Below are 3,089 nucleotides of genomic sequence, written 5' to 3'. Positions count from 1 at the left end.
GTCGACCGCCGCTGGGACGATTTCGACCGCCGCTGGAGCGCCTTCGAGGATCGCGTCGACGCCGACCAGCGCCAGCGCTCGGACAATCCGGGCCTGTCGGCGCTGACCGACCGGCTCGAGCAGATCAGCACTGCCGTCAACAACCTGCCGGAATCGCTGTCGCTGCGCTCGCTGGAAGAAAAGGTGCGCACGCTTGCCGGCGCCGTCGACCAGTTCGCCAGCCAGCAGGGCAATCGCGCCAGCGATACGTTCGGCATGATCGACGAGCGGCTGGACGAGATCTCGCGCGCCATCGTCGCCTCGACCGTCGCCGCGCAGGCCAATGCCTTCGACCCCGAACCCTTCGAGCGCATCGAGAAGCGGATCGCCTCGCTGGCGCAGCAGATCGAGGAAGTCACCCAGGCCCAACCGGGCCGGGAGGTGATGGATCGGCTCAATCTCCTGTCGAGCCGCGTCGATGAGCTGGCCGCCCGCGCCAACCTGCCGGAGCAGGCGATGGAACGGCTCGGCAAGCAGATCGCGATGATCGCCGACAAGATCGACCACGCGCCGGCCATGCCCGACGCCGACTACATCTTCCAGGGGCTGGAACAGCGCTTCGACGCGCTGTCGGGGATGATGGAACGCCGGCAGGGCGACGCGATTGAGCAGGGCAACATGCTGTTTCGCGATCTCGAACGGCGGCTGGACGAAGTTGCCGACAGGCTCGACCAGCGCATGCCGCAGGCTGACAGCGCCGGCATCATGGACGCCATCGATGCCCGCTTCACCGCGCTCGCCAAGCGCCTGGAGACGCGCACGCCAGACCCCGCCAGCGAATTGGCGATCCGGGGCCTGGAAAGCCGGCTCGAAGACATCTCCAGCCGGCTGGAAACATCCGCCGCGCAGGTCGCCGGTATCGACCCGGCGCTGATCCGCAGCCTGGAGGCGCAGGTTTCCGGGCTTTCGGCGCATCTTACCAAGCCTGGCACGCCGCTGCCGGAATTCGAGGACATCAGCCCGCGCCTCAACGAGATCGAGAAGTCGCTGGCCGGAACGCGCGATTCGATCCTCAGCGCGGCCCGCGAGGCGGCCGAGAGTGCTGTGCGTTCGATGGCTGACACCAGCGCCAACACGGCGGCGGTCAGTGGCCTCGCGCAGGACCTCAAGACGCTCGAAGCTTTGACGCGCCGTTCCGACGAACGCAATTCGCGCACTTTCGAGGCCATCCACGACACGCTGCTCAAGATCGTCGACCGGCTGGGCTCGCTGGAGACCAGCGAGCCGGTGGAAGCCGTCAGCGAGCTCATCGATCCGCAGCCGATGGGCAAGCGCGCAGGACGCGGTTCCAAGATTGCGGTGCAGGATGCGCCGTCGATGGATATCGACCAGCCGCTGCCACTGGCCGGAGATATCGCGGATCTCGACACCCGCGCCGCCGCGATCCTGCGCAACGAACCGGTTGCGCGCGAAGAGCCGGCGCCACGTTCGCCGGCTGAAGCGGCCGCCGCCGCCGCCATGGCGGCGCTCGGTTCGGACACGATCACCGAAAAGAGCGAGAAGGCCGGCAAGAAGTCGATGTTCGGCGGACTGGCGCGCGCCTTCAGGGGCAAGAAGCAGGCGGAGACGCCGCCGCTCGCCGGTTCGGCGCCCGACGTCGACGCCCCGAGCGTCGACCTCGACGAACCGCTCGATCCGAAATTCGCCAACCGCCCGCTGGAACCCGGTTCCGGCGCACCCGATCTCACCGCCATCATGAAGCGCGTGCGCGATGAGCGCGGCCCGCCGGTCAAGCGCAACGAGAGCGATGCGGCAAAGTCGGACTTCATTGCCGCGGCAAGGCGCGCAGCGCAAGCCGCCGCCGCCGAGGCCGACGCGCTGAAGCGCCAGTCGACGATGGGCGGCCCGGTCAAGGCGCTCAGGATCGGCGACCTGCTCAAGGCGCGGCGCAAGCCGATCCTGATGGCAGCGGCCGCGATCATGCTGGCGCTTGCCGGCCTGCAGCTTGGCAAGGCCTTCTTCTCCGATCCCGCGCCGGTCGCCAGCAACGATTCCGCGCCGATCGTTGCCGCGCAGCCGGTGGAGACCGCTTCGCTCAATGCCGCGGCCGAACCGAAGACCAACGCCGCGCCGAAGATGGAGACCGCCGCCGAGGACGCGCCGGCGCGCGCCGTGCGGCAAGCGGAACCGGTGAAGGATGCGGCGCCGGCGCAGACCGCCGCCGCGTTGCCGATGGACGCAAATACGGTGATGGATGCCGCGCCCGCCGCCGCTGAACCGGCGCCGGCGCCGATGGTTTCGGCTGCGCCTGCCGCGACCACGGCACCAGCGCCGGATGTCACTGCCTCGGCGCCTGCGATGCCGGCTACGGATGCCGACGCCGACACCGCGCCGATGGCCACGGCGCCGGCCGCCACGCCGACGGTCCCCGACACCACGGGCGCTGTTCCGCCCGCCGGCAGCGCGCCCCAGGCCGCCGCGAAGATCGACATTCCGGCCGACGCCGGTCCGCCGGCCCTGCGCGACGCCGCCGCCGGCGGCGATGCCAAGGCATTGTTCGAGGTCGGCTCGCGCTATGCCGAATCGCGCGGCGTCAAGGAGGACATGAAGGCCGCGGCCAAGTGGTACGAAAAATCCGCCGAGCTCGGCTTCGCGCCGGCCGAATACCGCATCGGCAATTTCTACGAGAAGGGGATCGGCGTCACCCGCGACATCAAGAAGGCCAAGACCTTCTACCAGCTTGCCGCCGAACAGGGTAACGCCAGCGCCATGCACAATCTCGCCGTGCTGTTCGCCATGGCGGCAGATGGCGTGACCGACAATGAATCGGCGGCGCACTGGTTCCAGGCGGCGGCCGACCTCGGCGTCAAGGACAGCCAGTTCAACCTCGGCATCCTGGCGGCCAAGGGCGTCGGCATGAAGCAGAACCTGGAGGAATCCTACAAATGGTTCGCGCTCGTCGCCAAGACCGGCGACAAGGATGCTGCGTCCAAGCGCGACGAGATCGCCAATGCGCTGCGTCCGGAGCAGCTGGAGCGGGCGCGCGCCGCCACGGAATTGTGGAAGCCGAAGCCGATCGACCAGGCGGCCAACTCGGCCGACATCCCCGA

The 3,089-nt window shown here is 69.0% G+C and carries 1 protein-coding gene; it reads left to right on the top strand.

The genetic code is table 11. The features are described 5' to 3' along the window. A partial coding sequence (locus EN780_RS30940) for a tetratricopeptide repeat protein (protein ID WP_128276175.1) occupies positions 1 to 3,089 on the top strand: 3,089 nt, incomplete at both ends.

It is taken from the genome of Mesorhizobium sp. M4B.F.Ca.ET.089.01.1.1 (assembly GCF_004022605.1).
Lineage (GTDB): Bacteria > Pseudomonadota > Alphaproteobacteria > Rhizobiales > Rhizobiaceae > Mesorhizobium > Mesorhizobium abyssinicae.
Note: the sequence above shows the minus strand (reverse complement) of the source record. Positions and strands in the feature narration are given on the sequence as shown.